Annotated in this window: 15 protein-coding genes; 9 read left to right on the forward strand and 6 right to left on the reverse strand. The window is 34.5% G+C overall.

The genetic code is table 11. The features are described from left to right. Window positions 1–7: 7 nt before the first annotated feature. The 3 genes from PK35_RS03590 to PK35_RS03600 form a co-directional block, all read right to left on the reverse strand. The gene (locus PK35_RS03590) at window positions 8–346 is read right to left on the reverse strand and encodes a P-II family nitrogen regulator (RefSeq protein ID WP_044625331.1); all 339 of its coding nucleotides are present in this window, start codon (window positions 344–346) and stop codon (window positions 8–10) included. A 169-nt stretch (window positions 347–515) separates the two neighbouring features. Beyond that, window positions 516–1,781, reverse strand: a complete 1,266-nt coding sequence (locus PK35_RS03595; RefSeq protein WP_044625332.1) for an ammonium transporter — start codon at window positions 1,779–1,781, stop codon at window positions 516–518. A gap of 90 nt (window positions 1,782–1,871) precedes the next feature. After that, window positions 1,872–2,888 (reverse strand): outer membrane beta-barrel protein, encoded by a 1,017-nt coding sequence (locus PK35_RS03600; RefSeq protein ID WP_044625655.1) that lies wholly within the window; start codon window positions 2,886–2,888, stop codon window positions 1,872–1,874. Window positions 2,889–3,354: 466 nt separating this feature from the next. On the opposite strand from PK35_RS03600, the gene gltB reads away from it, so the two are divergent. Both gltB and PK35_RS03610 read left to right on the forward strand, forming a co-directional pair. Further along, window positions 3,355–7,872 (forward strand): glutamate synthase large subunit, encoded by a 4,518-nt coding sequence (gltB, locus tag PK35_RS03605; protein ID WP_238320877.1) that lies wholly within the window; start codon window positions 3,355–3,357, stop codon window positions 7,870–7,872. A 1-nt stretch (window position 7,873) separates the two neighbouring features. Then, a complete protein-coding gene (locus PK35_RS03610; protein ID WP_044625333.1) occupies window positions 7,874–9,340 on the forward strand; it encodes a glutamate synthase subunit beta in 1,467 nt (488 codons plus the stop codon). Window positions 9,341–9,378: 38 nt separating this feature from the next. Here PK35_RS03610 and PK35_RS03615 read toward each other — a convergent pair whose 3' ends face one another. Together PK35_RS03615 and PK35_RS03620 are read right to left on the reverse strand one after the other, a co-directional pair. Beyond that, window positions 9,379–10,032 carry a response regulator transcription factor gene (locus tag PK35_RS03615; protein ID WP_044625334.1) on the reverse strand — a complete coding sequence of 218 codons (654 nt, stop codon included), beginning with the start codon at window positions 10,030–10,032 and terminating at the stop codon, window positions 9,379–9,381. 1 nt (window position 10,033) lies between these two features. Then, the gene (locus PK35_RS03620) at window positions 10,034–12,046 is read right to left on the reverse strand and encodes a tetratricopeptide repeat-containing sensor histidine kinase (protein ID WP_044625335.1); all 2,013 of its coding nucleotides are present in this window, start codon (window positions 12,044–12,046) and stop codon (window positions 10,034–10,036) included. A 228-nt stretch (window positions 12,047–12,274) separates the two neighbouring features. Between PK35_RS03620 and PK35_RS03625 the strand changes: the two genes are divergently transcribed. The 3 genes from PK35_RS03625 (at window position 12,275) to PK35_RS03635 (ending at window position 15,568) form a co-directional block, all read left to right on the forward strand. Continuing rightward, window positions 12,275–13,243: a vWA domain-containing protein gene (locus tag PK35_RS03625; protein WP_044625336.1), complete on the forward strand. Its 969-nt coding sequence runs from the start codon at window positions 12,275–12,277 to the stop codon at window positions 13,241–13,243. 69 nt (window positions 13,244–13,312) lie between these two features. Next, complete coding sequence (locus PK35_RS03630) at window positions 13,313–13,822, forward strand: hypothetical protein (RefSeq protein ID WP_044625337.1); 510 nt, start codon at window positions 13,313–13,315, stop codon at window positions 13,820–13,822. A gap of 54 nt (window positions 13,823–13,876) precedes the next feature. After that, window positions 13,877–15,568 (forward strand): hypothetical protein, encoded by a 1,692-nt coding sequence (locus tag PK35_RS03635; RefSeq protein WP_044625338.1) that lies wholly within the window; start codon window positions 13,877–13,879, stop codon window positions 15,566–15,568. Between the two features lie 117 nt (window positions 15,569–15,685). On the opposite strand, the gene fbp is transcribed toward PK35_RS03635, so the two are convergent. Beyond that, the gene (gene fbp / locus PK35_RS03640) at window positions 15,686–16,690 is read right to left on the reverse strand and encodes a class 1 fructose-bisphosphatase (RefSeq protein ID WP_044625339.1); all 1,005 of its coding nucleotides are present in this window, start codon (window positions 16,688–16,690) and stop codon (window positions 15,686–15,688) included. A 117-nt stretch (window positions 16,691–16,807) separates the two neighbouring features. Between fbp and PK35_RS03645 the strand changes: the two genes are divergently transcribed. From PK35_RS03645 to PK35_RS03660, 4 genes are read left to right on the forward strand one after another with little or no spacing between them, the layout of a single operon-like run. Beyond that, window positions 16,808–17,287: a GNAT family N-acetyltransferase gene (locus tag PK35_RS03645; RefSeq protein WP_044625340.1), complete on the forward strand. Its 480-nt coding sequence runs from the start codon at window positions 16,808–16,810 to the stop codon at window positions 17,285–17,287. Window position 17,288: 1 nt separating this feature from the next. Continuing rightward, window positions 17,289–18,554, forward strand: coding sequence for an aspartate kinase (locus tag PK35_RS03650; protein ID WP_044625341.1), 1,266 nt, complete (start codon window positions 17,289–17,291; stop codon window positions 18,552–18,554). A 22-nt stretch (window positions 18,555–18,576) separates the two neighbouring features. Continuing rightward, the gene (locus PK35_RS03655) at window positions 18,577–20,400 is read left to right on the forward strand and encodes a GNAT family N-acyltransferase (RefSeq protein ID WP_044625342.1); all 1,824 of its coding nucleotides are present in this window, start codon (window positions 18,577–18,579) and stop codon (window positions 20,398–20,400) included. Beyond that, the gene (locus PK35_RS03660) at window positions 20,400–21,413 is read left to right on the forward strand and encodes a carboxypeptidase-like regulatory domain-containing protein (protein ID WP_044625343.1); all 1,014 of its coding nucleotides are present in this window, start codon (window positions 20,400–20,402) and stop codon (window positions 21,411–21,413) included. Before PK35_RS03655 ends, PK35_RS03660 begins: the two co-directional genes overlap by 1 nt. The last annotated feature ends 6 nt before the right edge of the window (window positions 21,414–21,419 follow it).

A 21,419-nucleotide genomic window follows, 5' to 3' on the forward strand; every position in this document is an offset into this window, starting at 1 on the left:
AGTTGTTTTATTTTAATGTGTCGCCACCTTTCTCGCCCGTTCGTATTCTGTAACACTCTTCAATTTGCGACACAAATATTTTTCCGTCTCCTACTTCGCCAGTTGCCCCAGATTTTAAAATAGCTTGAATAGCTGCTTCAGCATAATCGTCGTTTACAACTATAGACAAATATCTACGTTGAATATCACTTGTACTATAAGATACACCACGATACACATGTCCTTCTCTTTCATTTCCTAAACCGGTTACATCCCAGTAAGAAAAAAAGTTTACACCTTCGTTATGCAAAGCTTCTTTTACTTCACGAAACTTAGATTTCCGAATAATTGCTTCAATTTTTTTCATAATTAGTTTCTTAAATATTTTGTTCAGTTTGTCAATTTAAATAATAAATATGGTGTTTTAAAAATTATTAAATAAGAGATACAGAATTTTTAAATATTGCCATAAAACACAAAAGATGCCTTAAAATAAGGCACCTTTTGCTGTAAAATATTTAAAGGGATTATTTTTACTATTCTTCAAATTCTCTTTGTCTTTTTCCTGGGTATGCAATAGAACCGTGCTCAGAAATATCAAGACCTTTAATTTCTTCTTCTTCGGTAACACGTAATCCTAAAGTAGCTTTAAGAATACCTAAAACAATTGCAGATAACACAATTGCCCAAACCGCATAAGCTAAAACACCTATTGCTTGAGAACCTAATTGTGCAGCTCCACCACCATTGAATAAACCAATACCAGTATCGCCATCTACACCCCAAAGACCAATTACTAAAGTACCCCATGCACCACAAACACCGTGTACAGAAACAGCTCCAATAGCATCATCAATCTTTAATTTTTTCTCAATAAACTCAATAGAGAACACTACAATAACACCTCCTATTAAACCAGCAAGTAAAGCACCTGTAGCCGTCATGTTACCACAACCAGCAGTAATACTTACTAAACCAGCCAAAGCACCATTTAAAGATTGTGCTAAGTTTGGCTTACCGTACCAAATCCAAGTAGTAATTAAAGCACCTAAACCACCAGCAGCAGCAGCTAAGTTTGTAATTAAAACAACAGTTGAAGCTCCAGTAGCATCATCGCCACCCCAAGCTAATTGAGAACCACCGTTAAAACCAAACCATCCTAACCAAAGGATAAACACACCTAAAGTGGCTAAAATTTGGTTGTGACCAGGAATAGGTAATACTTTACCATCTACATATTTTCCAATACGAGGACCTACCATAAAAGCAGCTACTAAAGCAGCCCATCCACCAACAGAGTGTACAATAGAAGAACCAGCGAAATCAATAAAACCAAGTTTAGTTAACCAACCATCACCTTGCCATTGCCATCCTCCAGAAATTGGATAAATAACAGCTGTCATTAATAATGAGAAAATAATGTAAGTTGTATACTTTGTTCTACCTGCAATTGCACCAGATACAATAGTTGCAGCAGTAGCAGCAAACATAGTTTGGAAGAATAAATCGGCACCTTCACCTTGCATGAATCCGCCCCAGAAGAACCATCCGTTTGAAGTATCTCCATACATTAAAGAGTATCCTACAAGCCAGAAAGTGATTGAACCGACACAAATATCTAAGAAGTTTTTCATAGCGATATTTACCGCGTTTTTAGCACGCGTCATACCAGACTCAACTAAAGTGAATCCTGCTTGCATAAAGAATACTAGTATACCAGATAGTAACATCCAAAGCATACCCATATCGCCTTCTACAGCAGCGGTATCTTGAAAAAATAAGGGAATGTTTAACATTGACATAATTTATTTATTTTAATGGTTAGTAAATTTTGTTTTCTTAAACGCCATAACCCGTTTATAAAAACGGGCATGGGTTTAAATATGTTTGAGTTAGAAAGAATAAATTGCAGCTAAAGTAAATGCAGCTAAGCTCTCGCTAGGCATACCATCGTTATCTAAGAATTTACCATAAAATTCTCCACTATCAACATTAGTTAATGCATCAAGTCTAACTTCAGGCTTAATAATTAAGTTATCAACTGTATAACTTCCCGTTAAAGTAGTTGCGAAAACGCTTGGTAAATCATCACCATCACCGTGTAATGCAAAATACTCACCTCTTAAACCAATTGAGAAGCTATCACAAGTTGCAACTTGTGGGTATAAAGCAGCACCATAAAAACCTGCACCATCGTTATCGTTATAAGCAGCATTGATTCCTAAGAAGAAAGAATCAGATAAATCAAATCCACCAGTATAGTCAATTTCGAAACCTAAACCACCGTGTTTACCACTATCGTAATATAAGTTTAAGTACTGACCATAGAATCCTAATTGAGCACCTAAAGCATACTCACCCGTCATAGATACATCATTAGTATCCCAAGGGTTGGTTACCGCTAACATCAAGCTCCAATCATCAGATAAAGCAAAATCAGCTTTTAAACCCATGTGTGAAAATGGTCCACTAGAGAATAAATAAGAACAACTGTAGTTAAAGTTTGCCGCAGGAGCAATTACTTCGTAACCTAAAAAGGTATTCCATCTACCAAAAGTTAAGGTAGTGCTTTCTGAAACATTCCAGTAAACATAAGCTTGGTTAACAATTCCATCAACAATATCAGTATTAAAAGTAGCACCTGCACCTCTTGGACCAGTAACTAGGTCTAACACAGCACCTGCCTTTTCACCTTCGTAGCTCACAATTAAGTTAGCCATACCTAAAGCAAAACCAGATTTTCCGGCAAAAGCAGTACCAAAACCTACTCCTTCGTTATCAGGAGCCGTTAAATACGTTTGGTAATAAGCATCTACGCTACCACTTACGCTAAGTTTACTAGTTTCTTCTTCTTGAGCAAAACCTAAAGCAGCTACAAAAAGCAATGAAAGTGTTAAAAATTTTTTCATAATAGTTTTCATTTTTAGTTTTAATTATTAGTTAATTTTTTCTTAAGAGAGAGGTAAAACTATATTAAAATGTTTTAAACCCCATAAAAAAAGGGGGTATTTCACAAATTTTTATCAATTTTCAAATTTCAACCCCATTTTATTAAAGGGTTACGTGTTTAATTTTTGATTTTTTGATTTTTTAGCAAATGACAAAATTGTGCTTTTGCTAATTTTTCGCAATAAAACATAATATTATAGCCGTTTAATTATTGGTTTGTTAACATAATAACACATATACCTATTTATTATTAACAAATCTGCGATTGCGTATTTAACAAAAAACACCTTATATATTAGCAGATAATTATTTTTAACTTCACTTCGCCTTAAAAATCGAAATAATGAAACTCCCATTATTGCCATTTAATATCTTGTAACTATCTTAGCTATTCAACTCTATTTTTTAATCCAAAATTTGCTGACTATGCTGGAGAAACAAGGACTATATTCACCTGAATTTGAACACGAAAATTGTGGTGCAGGTTTTATATGTAATTTAAAAGGAGAAAAGACAAATCAAATTATTCATGATGCTCTCGAAATCTTAGTAAAATTACAACACCGCGGTGGCGTAAGTTCCGACGGTAAAACAGGTGACGGTGCTGGACTTTTAATTGATATCCCCCACGAATACTTTAACCGCGTTTGCGATTTTAGTTTACCCGCTTTTAGAGAGTATGCTGTTGGTATGATTTTTTTACCACAAAACGACAACCAACATATATTCTGTAAAAACATTTTAGAACAAGAAATTACAGAACAAGGCCTTTCTATTTTAGGATGGCGTAAGGTACCGGTTGACTCGTCTCAACTTGGTGAAATTGCGCGCGCTTCAGAACCTATTATTGAACAAATATTTATTGGTAAAAACGAAGCTATCGACGAAGCTACTTTTAAAGCTAAATTATACGCAGCTAGAAAGATTGCAGAACATACCATAAGAAAATCTAAAATCTCGGAAAGTGCCTATTTCCACATTCCAAGTTTATCTACTACAACACTTATTTACAAAGGTATTATTATGCCTAAAGATATTGGCCCATATTATACCGATTTACAGCAAATAGACCTTGTTACCAGACTTGCTTTGGTACACCAACGTTTCTCTACCAACACAATGCCTACTTGGGAGCTTGCGCAACCATTCCGTTTTATGTGTCAGAATGGAGAAATTAACACCTTACGCGGAAACGTAAGTAGAATGCGTGTACGTGAAGAAATTATGAAAAGTGATGTTTTTGGTCCGCAAATACACAAGCTTTTCCCTATAATTTTACCAGGAAAATCTGATTCTGCATCAATGGATATGGTGGTTGAATTGTTAACGCACACAGGACGTTCGTTACCAGAAATTATGATGATGATGATTCCTGAAGCATGGGAAAAACACAAAACCATGTCTGAAGATCGCAAAGCTTTCTACGAATATAACGGCTGTATTATGGAACCTTGGGATGGACCAGCTTCGGTACCATTTACCGATGGTGATTATATTGGTGCTTTACTTGATAGAAACGGATTAAGACCATCACGCTATACCGTTACAAAAAGTGGTAAATTAATTATGTCTTCGGAAGTTGGCGTGGTTGATGTTGCTGCCGATGATATTAAGGAACATGGCCGATTAGAGCCAGGAAAAATGTTCTTGGTTGACATGAATGAAGGTCGCATAATTAGTGACGAAGAAATTAAAAGTAAAATAGTTTCTGAACGCCCATATAAAGAATGGCTAGACAAAACGCGTTTACACTTACGCGACGTTCCTTACACTAACGAAACTTGCCCAATCGAAACCATCGATATAAAAACAAGACAACGTTTATTTAATTATACGTTCGAAGATATTCAAGAAGTTATCACCCCTATGGCGCTTGCTGGTAAAGAAGCTCTTGGCTCTATGGGTATTGATACGCCATTGGCTGTACTTTCTGATAGACCTCAACTAATATCAAACTACTTTAAACAATTATTCGCACAGGTAACTAACCCGCCATTAGATGGTATTCGCGAAGAAATTGTAACCGATATTAGCTTGAATCTTGGTAAAGACCGCAATATATTTAGTATTACAGAACGCCAATGTAGAAAACTACGCATTCAAAATCCTGTAATTTCTAATGCCGATTTAGAAAAAATTAGAACTATTGAAATCGAAAGCTTTAAAGCCGAAACCATCCAAATGCTTTATCCTAAGGCACAAGGACTTAACGGACTTGAAGATGCGCTGGACAATATTATAAGACAAGTAGAAAAAGCACTTGAAAGAAAAACGAATATCATTATTCTTTCAGATAGAGGTGTAAACCAAGAGTTCGCTCCTATTCCTGCGCTTTTAGCTTGTAGTTATGTAAACCATCAAATGAACCGTTTACGTAAGCGTTCCTATTTCGATATCATTATAGAATCTGCAGAACCTCGCGAACCACACCATTTTGCAACATTATTTGGTTATGGGGCTAGTGCAATTAATCCATATATGGTTAACGAAATTATCCGCATGCAGGTTAAAGAAGGCTTCATAAAAGGTATGGACGAAGACAAAGCCGTAGAAAACTTTAACAAAGCTATTGGCAAAGGTCTTTTAAAGGTTATGAACAAAATTGGAATCTCTACATTACATTCTTACAGAGGTTCTCAAATTTTCGAAATCGTTGGTTTCAACTCTGCTTTTGTAGAAAAATATTTCCCATACACTGCTTCAAGAATTGAAGGTATTGGACTTTATGAAATTGAAAAAGAAATTAACGAACGTTACAAACAAGCCTATCCAGACAGTAAAATTGACAAAAAATTAGGATTAAACATTGGTGGTGATTACCGCTGGAGACGTAATGGCGAGCGCCACTTATTTAACCCAACAACTGTTGCTAAATTGCAACAAGCAGTTAGGTTAAGCGACCAAGCGAGCTACGATGTTTATTCTAAAACTATAAACGAACAATCGGAGAATTTAATGACGATTCGCGGGTTGTTTGAGTTCGACAATTTAGATCCAATTCCTATTGAAGAAGTAGAACCATGGACCGATATTGTTAAGCGTTTTAAAACAGGTGCGATGTCTTATGGCTCAATTTCGCGTGAAGCACACGAGAATTTAGCGATTGCCATGAACCGTATTGGAGGAAAATCGAATTCGGGTGAAGGTGGTGAAGACAGAAAACGTTTCCACCCAGATATGAACGGCGATAGCCGTAACTCTGCAATCAAGCAGGTGGCTTCAGGGCGTTTTGGTGTAACCTCGCACTATTTAACAAACGCGAAAGAAATTCAAATTAAAATGGCACAAGGTGCTAAACCAGGTGAAGGTGGCCAGCTTCCAGGTGAAAAAGTATTACCATGGATTGCTTCGGCACGTAACTCAACACCATTTGTTGGTTTAATTTCACCACCGCCACATCACGATATCTATTCTATTGAAGATTTAGCGCAGTTAATTTACGACCTTAAAAACGCTAATCGCGAAGCTAGAATTAATGTAAAATTAGTATCAGAAGTTGGTGTAGGTACTATTGCTGCCGGGGTTTCAAAAGCTAAAGCCGATGTTGTACTTATTTCTGGTTACGATGGTGGTACAGGTGCTTCGCCTTTAACCTCATTAAAACACGCTGGTTTACCTTGGGAGCTTGGGTTATCGGAAGCACAACAAACCTTAGTGCTTAACGATTTACGTAGTAGAATTGTAGTAGAATGTGATGGCCAGTTAAAAACAGGTCGTGATGTTGCTATCGCTGCACTTCTTGGAGCCGAAGAGTTTGGTTTTGCTACAGCTCCGCTTGTGGCTTCTGGTTGTATCATGATGCGTAAATGTCATTTAAATACTTGCCCTGTAGGTGTAGCAACTCAAGATAAAGAGTTACGCAAAAACTTTAAGGGCACACCAGAACACGTGATTAACTTCTTCTATTACATTGCTGAAGAATTACGTGGTATTATGGCGCAATTAGGATTTAGAACTGTTGATGAAATGGTGGGACAAACCCATAAAATTAACGCCAACAGAGCTATAAAACACTATAAAGCTAAAGGCTTAGATTTATCGAGTATTCTTTACAGACCGTCTGCTTACAAACACATGACGGTTAAAAATACCGAAAAACAAGACCACGAATTAGAAAATGTTTTAGATTTTACCATCTTAAAAGATTCTCACCGTGCGCTTTATAGAAAAGAAAAAATGACACTTCAATACCCAATTAGAAATACAAACCGTACAGTTGGTGCTATTGTAAGTAATGAGATATCTAAAATTTACGGACATTTAGGCTTACCCGAAGATACGTTAAATATTAACTTTAAAGGTTCGGCAGGACAAAGTTTTGGAGCCTTTGGTGCACATGGGTTAACCTTTACTTTAGAGGGAAATACCAATGATTACCTTGGCAAAGGATTATCGGGAGGAAAACTTATTGTTAAAAAACCTGCTAATGCCGATTTTGTAGCCGAAGATAACATCATTATTGGAAACGTATGTTTATTTGGTGCCGTACACGGGCAAGCTTACATAAATGGTATTGCTGGCGAGCGTTTTGCTGTTCGTAACTCTGGTGCAACTGCAGTTGTAGAAGGTGTTGGCGACCACTGTTGTGAGTACATGACAGGAGGAAAAGTAGTAGTTCTTGGTAAAACAGGAAGAAACTTTGCGGCAGGTATGAGTGGTGGTATTGCTTTTGTTTACGACCCAGACAACAAATTTGTAAACGGGTTATGTAACACCGAAACTATTGAGTTTGAAGAAGTACTAACTCAAGATGCCGAAGAATTAAAAGCATTAATTGAAAAACACGTGCTTTACACCAATAGTAACCGCGGTAAAGAATTACTTGAAAATTGGGAAACTACACAGTCTAAATTCGTAAAAGTAATGCCAACCGAATACAAAAAAGCATTAATACGCTTAGAGACCGAAGAAGAAATGTTTGAAGAATTAGAAATAGCTGAATAAGATGGGAAAAGTAACAGGATTTAAAGAGTTTGAAAGACAAGACGAAACTTACAAACCCGTTGACGAACGTGTAAAGCACTATAAAGAATTTACAGTAGCCTTAAGTGAAGAAGACATCACCAAACAAGGGTCGCGTTGTATGGATTGCGGTATTCCGTTTTGCCACAGTGGTTGCCCGCTAGGTAATTTAATACCAGATTTTAACCATATGGTTCACCAAGGTGAATGGCAAAAAGCCTCATGGATATTACATTCAACTAATAATTTCCCAGAATTCACAGGTCGATTATGTCCTGCGCCATGTGAAAAAGCATGTGTTTTAGGAATTATTGAAGATCCAATTTCAATTGAAAATATAGAAAAAAACATTGTTGAGCGTGCCTTTAAAGAAGGTTGGATAAAACCGCAACCGCCTAAAACAAGAACTGGTAAAACAGTTGCTGTTGTTGGGTCTGGACCTGCTGGTTTAGCCACTGCGCAACAATTAAATCGTGCAGGACATACCGTTACTGTTTTTGAACGTGATGATGAAATTGGAGGTTTACTACGCTACGGTATTCCTAATTTTAAAATGGAGAAGGAAATTATAGACCGCCGTTTAGCCATTTTAAAAGCTGAAGGCATTACTTTTAAAACAAATGTTCACGTTGGTGTTAATTACGACACCGATGCGCTTAAAGCTTTTGATGCTGTTGTTTTATGTGGTGGCGCTACACAACGTCGTAGTTTACCAACTCCAGGTATTGATGCCGATGGGGTTGTACAAGCCATGGACTTTTTAACACAACAAACCAAAGTTGTTTTTGGTAAAAACGTAGAAAATCAAGTTTTAGCGACAGGTAAGGATGTTATTGTTATTGGTGGTGGTGATACTGGATCGGATTGTATTGGAACATCGAACCGCCAAGGTGCAAAATCGGTTACCAACTTCGAGATTATGCCAAAACCACCAGGACATCGTTCGCCAACTACACCTTGGCCGTTTTGGCCATTACAGCTTAAAACATCGTCTTCTCACCAAGAAGGAGTTGAGCGTAACTGGTTAATTAACACCAAAGAGTTTGTTACTGATGAAAACGGTAAACTTACTGCCTTAAAAACAGTAAATGTGGAATGGAAAATGGTTCCAGGTCAACGTCCGCAATTAATTGAGGTTGAAGGTACCGAAAAAACTTGGCCATGCGATTTAGCATTATTAGCATTAGGTTTTACAGGACCAGAAGCAACTCTTGCCGAAAAATTAGGTATTGAAACCGATGCGCGTAGTAATTACAAAGCAGAATACGGTAAATACCAAACAAACATACCTAACATTTTTACTGCTGGCGATATGCGCCGCGGACAATCGTTAATTGTTTGGGCTATTTCTGAAGGTAGAGAAGCTGCAAGACAGGTTGACATTTACCTTATGGGCAAATCAGATTTACCTACCAAAGATGCTACTGGTGATTTAGTGGCGTTGCATTAGTAATTAAAAAGAAAAGCGAACTTTAACGGTTCGCTTTTTTAATATAAGCTCTCTCTATTCCCGTTTTTATATCTGGTGTAAATTGAAACCAAATGAGGTGTATTTTTGGCTTCCATTTTTTTTGTCAAGTTTTTAATATGGGTTTCTACAGTACGGCTACTTATGTTTAAATTATCGGCAATTTCCTTTTGAGTAAATCCCTCAGATAGCAAATTAATAACATCCTTTTCGCGACGAGAAATATTTAACCACTTTCCAATTTCGAGCATAGCCTTTATGTTTTTATCAACATATGTTTCGTTATGCATTACAGCTGTTAAAGCCCCCAAAGTTTCTTCTATTCCCAATTGTTTATCTAAATAACCATCAACATGTATATGCTTAAAAAGCACTTCGTAATTATCAATTTTGGCTTCTTGGGTAAGTATTATTATTTTAATTTTAGGGTATAAAGTTTTCACCTTTTTTGCAATAACAAACCCGTTGTAATCTTCCGATTCAAAATTTAAATCTAAAATTAATGTATTTACCGTTGCTGTTGCCAATGCTTTTAGGGCTTGTTCGTAGTTATGTGCAACTTGTATACTGCCTACATAATCGGGATATTGCTCTAATAACGACACCAAACCTTGAGCAAAAATAACCGAATCGTCAACAATTAAAACATCTGCTTTTTTAGTTTTTAAATTCATTTTAATGGTGTTTATTTAATGGAAAATAAATGTGTACTTGGGTACCAGTATCGGTTTTCCCTATGTTACATGAGCCTTCTAAAATTTCAACGCGTTGTTTTATGTTCATTAGGCCAATGCCTTCCTTATGATTTTGTACAATACCAATCCCGTTATCTTCAAATATAAAATGTAACCACTGCTTATCATCCACGCTATTTTTAATAATCACTTTTGTAGCTAAAGCATGCTTTTCAATATTATTTAGCACTTCTAATAAAATACCGTAAAAATTATTTTGAATTGTTAAGCTCAGTTCGTTTAAAAATTCGGGCAATTCGTTTTCGAGCTCAACAAAAACTTTACCGTAAAGCTGAAATTCGCTTAATCTGGATTTTATAACATCGGTAAACTTTTGTTTCCCTATGTACATTTCTAACGGATTTAAACGATGTGAAACGGTGCGAATTTGCTGATTCATCTTTTTTAAATCGGTAGTAATACCATCAATTTTTTCGCTCACATTTTCGGCACGTTTTAAGGCTAAAACACGTAGCCTTAACCCGTCGAAATTAGTTGTAATTATATCATGTAAATCTCTTGCTATTCGCTTTTTTATACTTTCTTGCCCTTGGTAAATAGCCTCAAGTTTCTCAATTTTTGTTTTTTGTAAATGTGTTTTTTGTCGTTGCAAAAACAAAAAATAAATTACAAATAATAGTAGTATTATTGTTGCTAATATTATTAAAATCAGGTTTTTATTTTGGATATCTTTAGTTTTCTCTTTTATTAAATATTGACTTTCAGTGTCCTTTAGTTTAAGACGTAATATTTCGTTTTCTTTTTTCTCATATTCAAATTGAGCTTGTAAACTTTGAGTTATTCTGGTATTTTCAGAATTAAATATGTCTTTATACAGCGTTATATACTTCTTTTGGCTTTCAAAGGCTTTTTTATAATTATTTGTTTTTTGATAGAATTCTGATTGGTTTTCATAAAATTGAATTATAGCTTTATTATCAGACACCGAAGGCAACAATTTGCTACTTAAATTTAAATATTTTTGACTTTCAATAACATCCAAATGATCTATGTATAACCCTAAAACACCATTGTAATTATACAAAAGTGAGGTGGTATCTTTTAAAATAGTATTTGCTTTAATAGCTTCTAAAAAATAGTTTTTTGAGGCATTAAAATCGCTAATGTCACTGTATGCAACGCCTAAATTATGTAGTAATATTGCATATTGCTTGTTACTTTTTTTTGATAAAAGCAAAGCCTTTTCGTAATTAGAAATTGTAGAATCGATTATATTTAAACTACTGTAAACATTACCAATGTTGGTGTAGCTTATAACTTTTCCAAAATTACTTTTTAACTTTTTATGTATTTCTAAAGCCTCAAAATGGTATTGTAAGGCTTGATTATAGTTTTTTAACTGATTTTGTATGTTACCTATTGTTGTACATACATCTGCCAATTTTTGGTTATCGTTGTTTTTTTTAAAACCGTGATATGCTTTTATACTATACTCCAATGCTTCCTCGTACAATTGCCTATCTTTATAAATTATTCCAGCTCGTAAAAAAGCCTTTAAAGCAGGCTCTTTAATTTCGAAATTTTGGTAAACAGCGAGACTTTTTTCTAAATAATGCAAGACACTGTCTTGTTGATTAAAAGTACTTTTTAGCAAGGAAATATTATATAACAAATCGGCTGTAATGGCTGTTACACTATCAATTTTAATCCCTTTTTTATAAGTGTATTCGGCAACATTATACGCTCTTTTTACATGATGTATCACGCCTATTTTTTTGTATAAAATAGCAGCTTGGTTATTAAAGCCTTCATCTAAAGCTATAGCCAAACCTTTTTCAAAAAGTTTTAAAGCTTCGCTTTTATCTGTTTTTTTTAAGCTATCTCCTTGTTTTATAAAATCTTCTACTAAAGCTATATTTTTTTTAACAGCTGTTTGCCCAAAAGATTTTACAGCGATAAATAAAAAACAGAAAAGCAAAAAATGGTTTTTCATTAATTATAGGTTTGCTTCTACCAAATTACAGAATATCCGATTAAAAACATCTGATTATCTGAAAAATACGGGAATTTACGTATTGCTAGGCATATACGATGATAAGTATATTAGATGTATAAAAAATGACTCATATTTTCTCGTTCTTTAACCCAAAACATCTAACCAAATACTTTTCGTGCTTATTAATTATGGTATAGCTATTAACCAATAATTAAATAAACAATCATGAAAAAATTAATTTTATTTCTATTTGTGGCAACATGTGCTTTTGCATGTTCCTCAGAAAAAGATGATCCAGATGCGCCTTTCGAGAACCTTAACGATTTAACAACCACAGCGCTAGAGACTACAATTCCGCGTTTAGAACTTTCTCAATTTGGCGATGCCATTACCATTATGTTATCAGTTACCGATCAAGAAGGTAGTCCTTTAGAACAATTTACTTTAGGTAATTATAAAGTTGAAGTATCTGTGAATGGTGGAGCATTAGAATTAATTTCTAATAACGAATTAGAGCTCTCTAATTTTAATGATTTAAACAACAAACCACTAGCTGCGGCTACTACTATGGACTATTCGGGAAGTATGAGCAGCTACGATATTTCTGAAATGGAAAAAGCTCTAGCTGATTTTATAAACTTAAAAGACGACAACGACTTAATGTCTATAATTAAATTTGCTTCTTATATTGAAGAAGTTCAAGCTTTCACAACAGACAAATCACTTTTACTAGCAGGAATAGATGCCGACCCATATATTGGTAGTGCTACCGCATTTTATAGTGCTTGCGAACTTGGACTTGATGAAGTAAACAAACTTTCGGATGTGTTACCTGTTGTTATAGGTTTTACCGATGGAATCGATAACAGATCGAATATAAATTTATATGACTTAGCTGAAAAATCGAAAGCCCTAAGCATTCCTATTTATACCGTTGGATTTGGTAATACAGATAAAGAAGGTTTAGAATACCTAGCATCAGAAACTGGTGGTCGCTATTTCTATTCGCCTACAAGCGACGACATAACACACCTGTACCAACTTATTAGTCAGCAATTACGCAACTTATATGTGTTAAACTGGATAACTAACTATACCTCTGGCACTCAAATTACAATTCAAGTTACAACAACATACAAAGGTGGAAATGATTCTTTTACCGATGTTTCTACAAAAACTATAACCATAGAATAATAACTATCAACCAAATTACTTCGTGTTTAAGTGTTTAAACACGAAGTAACCCTCTTAAATTAACACATTATGAAAAAATTAATTTTATTAACCATTACTATTTTCGCCTTTACTTTTTCAAACAACACCAATGCACAAATGTTAGAAGGTGGTTCTATTGGCGGTGGAGCGCAATTTAACACCTTATTTTACGGCTTAAGTGCCAAATACAACATTACCGATGTACATAACGCACAATTTATTGTGGGTGGTGCTAATTATGGGTATTCAAGCAACTATAGTTCGTTTACAGCTACGGGACGTTACCTATACAATTTCCTGTTTTTAGATGGCATTAACTTAAAAACATATGGTTTTGGTCAACTTGGATATTGGTCTGTTAAGTTCGATAGTACAGGAAACAAATACTCATCGGTTGCTTTTGGAGTTGGCGGCGGCGGCGAATATTCGTTTGAAGGTTTAGAACAGCTAGGTTTAAATGCAGAAGTTGGCTACGGTACAGGAGGCTCTTTTGGCTACTATAGCAGTTACCGCAAAGCCTTTGTGGGCATAGGTGTTCATTATTATTTTTCGTTTTAACAATTAAATGTACAGGCGCTGGCTTAACACCAGCGCTTTTTATTTCAAAATTTTATGATAAATAAAAAACAGTACATATCGTTTTTTACACTTTGTTTTTATCTATTTGTACATACCATAAACGCCCAAAGTTTAAGTAGTTTAGTTGAAACGGTTGCATCGTCGTTACAAACAGTTGAAGCCGCCAAACTAGAATATAGTCAGAGTTTAAAATTACAAGAAAACAACTATGTTAACTATACGCTAAATGCTCTAGATGCTAAAGGCAACACCAACGAGGTGGTTTACAATTTTAGTTTTGCAGATGTTGATGTTAACACCGTTAGATCGCTCACTAAAAAAGATGTTATTATTGTACAATTGCTTATTAACAGCAAACAAAAACTGATTAAAGAAATTTCGAATAATGGTGATAAAATAAGTTATACCGATAACATTGCCTTTTTTGCTAAAAACATCGATAATGCTAGAGATTTAGTTGATGCCATTAAAAAAATTATTCCTACAAACGAAACACTCGAAAAAAACAAACTGGCGTTACATTCTTATCAAGATCATGTTAATTGGTTAGAAAAAAATGTACAAGACGTCGATAATATAAAAACTCAAATTATTCAAAAAATTGAGGGAAGCACAAAAAACGATGGTCATATTAAATTAAGCGCCACTATAAACTCTAAAAGCAAAACAAAAACTATTGATGCCGAGTTTAATTTAGCCACTTTAAATCCAAATAGTTTAATGTATAAAATAAGTGGCGAGGAGTTTTATATACAAGTTTCAAACCGAAGAAATATTAAAGCTATAAAAGTTTTTGAAGATGGCGTACAGCAAAGCTACACCAACATTATTTACTTTTATTGCAGCTCTATTGAAAACGCAAAAGACCTCTATAAAGTACTATCGGAAAGTATCCCGTTAGCTGAAAAAGCCCTAGAAGCATCAAAACCAAACATAAGTTCTACAACAAATGCTGTTAGTTATTTAAATAAAGTTATTGCGAATATTTCGAGCAACGAAACATCGTACACACAAAGTATTGAAGGTGATTGCGTATCGAAAATTATTGTAAAAGAAACCACACCAAAAGGTACAACCGATAATTTATACACCTTTAATTTTAGTGATATTAATACCGATAATATTGATTACGACTCGAGTAAAACACAACTATTTGTTGAAATAAATACCCGTAAAAAAGAAAAGTTTATTAGACATTTAAAAAACGACGAATTACAAAATTACACCGATTCGTTTAAAATATATTTTGAAAATATTGAAGATGCCTTAACCGCAAAAGAAGCATTACAAAGCATCACAAAAAACTGCGACGATTATAATGGCGCGCCTCATGTAACTTCGGTTTCATCTGGCTTAGAAGCTTTAAAAAAAGAAATAACCTTAGTAAAAATTGGCGATGATAATTTCGACCAAACCTTCGAAATTGTTAGCACAAATCCTTATACCGTAAAACTAACCGAAGTATTCTCTAACCTTAAAAAAAGTGTGGAAGGTATTTTTGAATTTGGTTTAGCCGATATAAACCCTAAAAACATTGCCATAGTAACTGCTGGAAAAGCAGCTATGGTAGAACTCAACACAAATCATTTAGAAAAAATTATAAAAACCTACGAAGATGGCAATATAAAAAGCTACTCGTTTAAACTTGCAATACAAGCCACCGATATAGAAAATGCCCGAAATATTGCAGCACTATTAAAACAAACTATAGAACAATTAAAATAACATAGCATTTAAAATACTAAAAGACTGAGGTTAGTCACCTTAGTAAATTGCTAGTTAATTTTTAGGGGCAGAAAAGCGGGCATTTAGCCCGCTTTTCGTATAAAATTAGCATTTCTTTTAGGCGTTTCGCATAAACTCTTCAGCCTTTGTTACCATATTTTTACTTCCGCAAATTAATGGCGCACGTTGGTGAAGTTCGGTTGGTTCAATATCCATAATTCTGGTAAAACCATCGCTTGCCTTTCCGTTGGCTTGTTCGGCTAGAAAAGCCATCGGGTTGCATTCATAAAGTAAACGCAACTTTCCTTGCGGACTTTTTGAGGTTTTTGGATACATATAAATACCACCTTTAATCATATTTCTATGAAAATCTGATACTAACGAACCAATATAACGCGACGTATACGGGCGATCGCCTTCTTCTTGCTGGCAATATTTTATATAATTTTTTACACCTTGCGGAAAATGCACATAATTCCCTTCGTTTACCGAGTAAATCGAGCCATCTTCTGGAAATTGCATATCTGGATGCGACAAATAAAACGAGCCAATAGCCGGGTTTAAGGTAAAGCCATTAACGCCATCGCCTGTAGTATAAACCAGCATGGTAGAGGTCCCATATACCACATAACCAGCTGCTACCTGTTGGCTCCCTTTTTGTAAAAAATCTTCTAGTTGCACAGGTGTTCCAATGGGTGTTATGCGTCGGTAAATTGAAAAAATAGTTCCCACCGAAACATTTACATCAATATTCGACGAGCCATCTAATGGGTCGATTAAAACCACATATTTGTTTTGGTAATTTTCGTCTTGACTGTTAATAGCAATAAAATCGTCTTCTTCTTCGCTTGCTATCCCACAAACAATATTTCGTTTGGTTAAGGTTTGTATAAATTTATCATTGGCATAAACATCTAATTTTTGCTGATCTTCACCTTGAATATTTGTGTCGCCAGCAGCACCAATTATATCTACTAATCCGGCTTTATTAACTTCATGATTTACTACTTTTGCGGCAAGCCTAATGGAGTTTAGTAAACTGGACAATTCTCCAGAAGAATATTTAAAAGATGACTGATTTTCAATTATAAATTCTCCTAAAGTTTGTTTTTTTAAAGACATAAATTTTTGTTTGTGTGTATACAAATTAACATCTTTTTTTATCAAACTACAACGTTTTCGCTACAGATTAATAGATTTTTTAACTTTAACTTATATTTGAAGCAATTTTTAAAGAAAATGAAATATACAATACGAAAATCTGAAAAATCCGACATGCCGCAAGTACTCGATTTAATAAACGAACTTGCCATTTACGAAAAAGAACCCGACGCTGTTGAAGTGACTCTTGAAGACCTAGAAAACGACGGATTTGGTGAAAACCCAGCTTTTTTATGCTTTGTTGCCGAGGTAAATAACAAGGTGGAAGGTATTGCGTTAATTTACAACCGCTACTCTACTTGGAAAGGTAAAATTATTCACCTTGAAGATTTAATTGTAAGTCAAAAAATGCGCGGTAAAGGTTTAGGTACAGCGCTTTTAAATCAGGTGGTAACATACGGCCATAGCATTGGCGTAAAACGCATAAATTGGGAGGTAATCGACTGGAACGAACCTGCCATAAAATTTTATGAAAGTAAAGGCGCAACTGTTATGCGCGATTGGGACGTGGTACAACTAAGCGAAACTGGCATTAAAAACTACATTTCTAAGCTTTAGCATGCACATTTTTAAATTTGGCGGGGCATCGGTAAAAGATGCCAATGGTGTAAAAAACCTAGTTGCTGTATTACAAAATATAGGATACCATGATACCCTAATTGTGGTTTCCGCTATGGGAAAAACCACCAATGCCCTAGAACTTGTAGTAAAAAACTATTTCGAAAATAAACCTGATGTAAATACAGCTTTAAATACCGTAATAAACTATCACAACGAAATTGTTTCAGAGCTTTTTATAAAGTTCAATTTAAATACTAAAACCCATCCTGTTTTTAATAAAGTAGCTTCTCTTTTTAACGCACTATCTCATTTTTTAGATACCAATAACAACAACGATTATAGTTTTGTTTACGATCAAATTATTGGCTACGGCGAGTTGGTTTCAACCACAATAATTAGCGAATATTTAAATTATATCGAGATTGCTAACAACTGGTTAGATGTAAGAACATTAATAAAAACTGATAGTTATTACAGGCGTGCTAATGTAAACTGGCAAGAAACGCAACACCTAATAAGCACAAAAGTTAACACAACACAACTTAATATTACGCAAGGTTTTTTAGGTAGTGATGCTAACCAATTTACAACATCGCTTGGGCGAGAAGGCAGCGATTATACGGCAGCTATTTTTGCCTATTGTTTTAATGCTAAAAGTTTAACTATTTGGAAAGATGTTCCTGGTATTTTAAATGCCGACCCAAGATATTTTGAAAACGCTACGCTTTTAAATAAAATATCATATTCCGAAGCTATCGAACTCGCTTTTTATGGCGCTTCTGTTATTCATCCTAAAACGTTACAACCGCTTCAGCAAAAAGAAATTCCGCTCTATGTAAAGTCCTTTTTAAATCCTAATAGTTCGGGTACCAGAATTGGTAAAAACGAAACGCTCAATCCGGTAATGCCATGCTTTATTGTAAAAAATAATCAGGTTTTAATAGCTTTATCATCACTCGATTTCTCTTATATTGTTGAAGAAAACATAAGCACTATTTTTAGCTTACTGCATCAATACAAAATGAAAGTTAATGTTATTCAAAATTCTGCCATTAGTTTTTCGGTTTGTATTGACGATATTTACAATAATTTAGATGATTTATTGCATCAATTAAAACCAACATTTAAGGTAAATTATACTAAAAATGTATCGCTTTACACCATTAGGCATTATACCCAAAATGCCATTGAGCAAATTGAAACCAATAAAATGGTACTTTTAAAACAATTAACACAACAAACCGTTCAAATAGTAACTAAATAGTTTATTTAGTACTTTTACATTCATGATCAAACAACAAGATACAGGATTGGTAACTGCAAAAGAAGTCGCTAAAGCCATTCAATTAGATAAATATGGATTTTTAGGCACTTTTGTTGGGTGGCTTTTAATGAAAGTTTTAAAAATTTCGAAACTTAACCGTATATATAAACGCAATAAGCACCACGAAGAGCTTAATTTTTTAAACGCGATTTTAAATGATTTTCAAATAAAATTCGAAATTCCCGAAAAAGATTTAAAACGCTTACCTAAAGATGGCGCTTACATTACCATTTCAAACCATCCGCTTGGTGGCATCGACGGTATTTTACTGCTAAAATTAATGCTAGAACAACGCAGCGATTTTAAAATTATAGCCAACTTTTTACTGCACCGTATCGAGCCTTTAAAGCCGTATATAATGCCCGTAAACCCTTTTGAAGATAGAAAGGATGCCAAATCGAGTATTGCCGGTTTTAAAAATGCTATTTTACACTTAAAAGAAGGACACCCGTTAGGTATCTTTCCGGCAGGTGAAGTATCAACCTATCGCGATGGAAAATTGGTGGTCGATAAACCTTGGGAAGAAGCCGCAATGAAACTTGTAAAAAAGGCCGAAGTTCCTGTTGTTCCTATATATTTTCATGCCAAAAACAGCAAACTGTTTTACAAACTTTCAAAAATTAGTGATACGTTTAGAACAGCCAAATTACCTTCGGAATTATTAACCCAAAAACGTCGCGTAATAAAGGTAAGAATTGGTCGTCCTATTTCTGTTGCCGACCAAAAAGAACACAATAACTTAAAAGATTTTACCGATTTTTTACGTCGAAAAACATATTTATTATCCAATTCTTTTGAAGAAAAACCTAAGATTCTCGATAATATTTCATCTTCATTAAAAACTCATAAAACCCCAAAAAGCATTGTTACGCCTGTTGATGCTAAACTTATGGAGCAAGAAGTTAAAACCCTTTATAAAGACGGTTTTAGGCTACTAGAAAGTAAAAACTACGAAGTGTTTTTGGCTCCAGCGCAACACATCCCAAATATTTTACGCGAAATTGGGCGCTTACGCGAAATCACCTTTCGTGAAGTTGGCGAGGGCACCAACGAAGCTATAGATTTAGATACCTTCGACACCTACTATCACCACATGTTTTTATGGGATAACGAACAAAAACTTATTGCGGGTGCATACCGCATGGGGTTAGGCGATAAAATCTTCGAAAAATATGGCATTAACGGCTTTTATTTACAAGATTTATTTCGTTTTGAACCAGAATTGTATAAAATGATGAGCGAATCGATTGAAATGGGACGCGCTTTCATTATTAAAGATTATCAACAAAAACCAATGCCTTTATTTTTACTCTGGAAAGGTATTGTACACACCACTTTACGATATCCTGAACATAACTACTTAATTGGAGGTGTTAGTATTAGTAACCAGTTTTCAAACTTCTCAAAATCGTTAATGATTGAGTTTATGAAATCGCATTACTACGACCCATATATCGCGCAATATGTTCGTCCTAAAAAAGAATTTAAGGTAAAATTAAAAGATGCTGACAAAGACTTTGTTTTTGATGAAACCGAAGCCGATTTAAACAAATTTGATAAATTTATTGATGAAATAGAACCAGGTGCATTACGTTTACCAGTACTTTTAAAAAAATACATAAAGCAGAATGCCAAATTGGTAGCGTTTAACGTTGATCCGTTGTTTAATAATTCGGTTGATGGGCTAATGTATATTAAAATTGCCGATTTACCAGAAAGCACCGTACGCCCCGTTATGGAAGAGTTTCAAGCCGAACTAGAACGCAAGTTTATGGATAAAAAATAATGTTGAAACACATTTTATATTGTTTTGTTTTAAACATTAGTGTTTGCTGTTTTTCGCAAACCTTAACAGGCCTTGTTTTAGATGCAACCACAAAACAACCCATTGAAACGGCTTCGGTTTATTTCGATAACACCACACTAGGCACTACCACTAATGTAAACGGCGAATTTAGTATCACTTACAATAACAGTATTCAATCAAATTTAATAATCTCGTTTATTGGTTACTATACAAAAGTTATTAGTAACTACCGAAGTTTAAGCAAAACTACCATAGCTTTACAGCCGTCAACTAATACTTTAGATGAAGTCGTTATAAATGCAGATGATGGCTTAACCCGAAAACAAAAACTTAATATTTTTAGAGCACAATTTTTAGGTAGTTCTAAATATGCTAAACGCTGTAAAATTTTAAATGAAGACGATTTAATTTTACGATACAATAAAGCAAAAAAACAACTTACTGCATACAACAAAGCGCCATTGCAAATAATTAATAAAGCTTTACAATACCACATAACATATAATATTGAAGCGTTTACAGTAAACTTTAATTATGTTGATGCTAAAAACAGTCAATTTAATGTACACTCAACGGTTTATGTAGGCTCTACTTTTTTTTCAGATTTAGAAAACTTAAATATCAGGAAGGCGAAAAAAGCAAGAAATGCCGTTTATCAAGGCTCTACACTAGAGTTTATGCGAGCGCTTTACAACAAACAATTAATCGAAAAAAACTATCAAATTTATTTTAAAAGATTTCCCGTTCCACCTTATAAATACATAAAAGTAGAACCTGTAAAACACACTACTTTTAAACGCGTTACACTAACCGAGCCCGTGCAAATTCTTTATAAAAAATCGCAACAATCTGGTTTAACAATTTTAAGCGAGTCTATTATTGTTGATGTTTATGGCAACTACGTAAACCCTACCGATGTTTTATTTTCTGGATTTATGGGATATCAACGTATTGGCGACGTACTTCCCTTAGATTACGGATTAACAGAATAGCCTTTC

It is taken from the genome of Neotamlana nanhaiensis (assembly GCF_000943555.1).
Taxonomy (GTDB): domain Bacteria; phylum Bacteroidota; class Bacteroidia; order Flavobacteriales; family Flavobacteriaceae; genus Neotamlana; species Neotamlana nanhaiensis.

What these genes read in the sequence shown, in the direction of transcription:
- PK35_RS03610 (WP_044625333.1), top strand. Translation starts at nt 7,874, where the DNA reads ATGGGAAAAGTAACAGGATTTAAAGAGTTTGAAAGACAAGACGAAACT.
- gltB (WP_238320877.1), top strand. Translation starts at nt 3,355, where the DNA reads ATGCTGGAGAAACAAGGACTATATTCACCTGAATTTGAACACGAAAAT.
- PK35_RS03590 (WP_044625331.1), bottom strand. Translation starts at nt 346, where the DNA reads ATGAAAAAAATTGAAGCAATTATTCGGAAATCTAAGTTTCGTGAAGTA.
- PK35_RS03635 (WP_044625338.1), top strand. Translation starts at nt 13,877, where the DNA reads ATGATAAATAAAAAACAGTACATATCGTTTTTTACACTTTGTTTTTAT.
- fbp (WP_044625339.1), bottom strand. Translation starts at nt 16,690, where the DNA reads ATGTCTTTAAAAAAACAAACTTTAGGAGAATTTATAATTGAAAATCAG.
- PK35_RS03625 (WP_044625336.1), top strand. Translation starts at nt 12,275, where the DNA reads ATGAAAAAATTAATTTTATTTCTATTTGTGGCAACATGTGCTTTTGCA.
- PK35_RS03615 (WP_044625334.1), bottom strand. Translation starts at nt 10,032, where the DNA reads ATGAATTTAAAAACTAAAAAAGCAGATGTTTTAATTGTTGACGATTCG.
- PK35_RS03645 (WP_044625340.1), top strand. Translation starts at nt 16,808, where the DNA reads ATGAAATATACAATACGAAAATCTGAAAAATCCGACATGCCGCAAGTA.
- PK35_RS03600 (WP_044625655.1), bottom strand. Translation starts at nt 2,888, where the DNA reads ATGAAAAAATTTTTAACACTTTCATTGCTTTTTGTAGCTGCTTTAGGT.
- PK35_RS03620 (WP_044625335.1), bottom strand. Translation starts at nt 12,046, where the DNA reads ATGAAAAACCATTTTTTGCTTTTCTGTTTTTTATTTATCGCTGTAAAA.
- PK35_RS03595 (WP_044625332.1), bottom strand. Translation starts at nt 1,781, where the DNA reads ATGTCAATGTTAAACATTCCCTTATTTTTTCAAGATACCGCTGCTGTA.
- PK35_RS03630 (WP_044625337.1), top strand. Translation starts at nt 13,313, where the DNA reads ATGAAAAAATTAATTTTATTAACCATTACTATTTTCGCCTTTACTTTT.
- PK35_RS03650 (WP_044625341.1), top strand. Translation starts at nt 17,289, where the DNA reads ATGCACATTTTTAAATTTGGCGGGGCATCGGTAAAAGATGCCAATGGT.
- PK35_RS03655 (WP_044625342.1), top strand. Translation starts at nt 18,577, where the DNA reads ATGATCAAACAACAAGATACAGGATTGGTAACTGCAAAAGAAGTCGCT.
- PK35_RS03660 (WP_044625343.1), top strand. Translation starts at nt 20,400, where the DNA reads ATGTTGAAACACATTTTATATTGTTTTGTTTTAAACATTAGTGTTTGC.